This window comes from Salinisphaera sp. G21_0 (assembly GCF_017744115.1).
Taxonomy (GTDB): domain Bacteria; phylum Pseudomonadota; class Gammaproteobacteria; order Pseudomonadales; family Endozoicomonadaceae; genus Endozoicomonas.
This window is the reverse complement of the sequence record NZ_JAGHQW010000268.1, coordinates 1-553: the sequence shown is the minus strand read 5'-3', so window position 1 is coordinate 553 and position 553 is coordinate 1. Positions and strand designations below refer to the sequence as shown.

The following is a 553-nucleotide window of genomic DNA, read 5'->3' as shown; positions in this document are numbered from 1 at the left end:
CCAGGGATGTTAAAAAATCCTCGGCTTCCCTGGATGCCTTCAGGCAAGAGGCAAATAAGCTTAAAGGCCAATTAGAGGAACTGGAAAACCAGAATAAGCTCCTTTCGTCTTTTAAAAAGCAGGCCAATGCCACCCACGATGCCAGTCGTGCATTCCGTGAGGCTGAAGATAAGGTCGCCAGGCTTGGCCGGGAAATGGGCAAGACCGACAAGCCCACCAAGGCCATGCAAACGGCCATGGCAAAAGCCCGCAAAGACGTAAAAAAGGCCAATACCGAATATAACCGCCAGCGTGAGGCACTGGCCAAGCTTCGGGGTTCAATGTCCTCTGCTGGATTATCGACCAAAAACCTGAAGCAGCAGCAGGCCAAGCTCGAACAGCAGCTAAACGACACCCGGACCGCCTTCAAACGGGCGGATGAAAGCGCCAGACAGACAGCCAGATCCCTGCGTAACAGCAACCTGAAAAAGACGGCCAGGGATGCCGAATCAGCAAGCACATCGGTTGGCAAGCTAACCCGGCGTTTTCTCGGGTTGGCGGCGGCCACCACAGG

1 pseudogene is annotated in these 553 nt (G+C 54.6%); it reads left to right on the top strand.

Annotation, left to right across the window (positions count from 1 at the left end):
- Positions 1-553: pseudogene (locus J7439_RS26005) on the top strand (hypothetical protein); the annotation flags it as partial.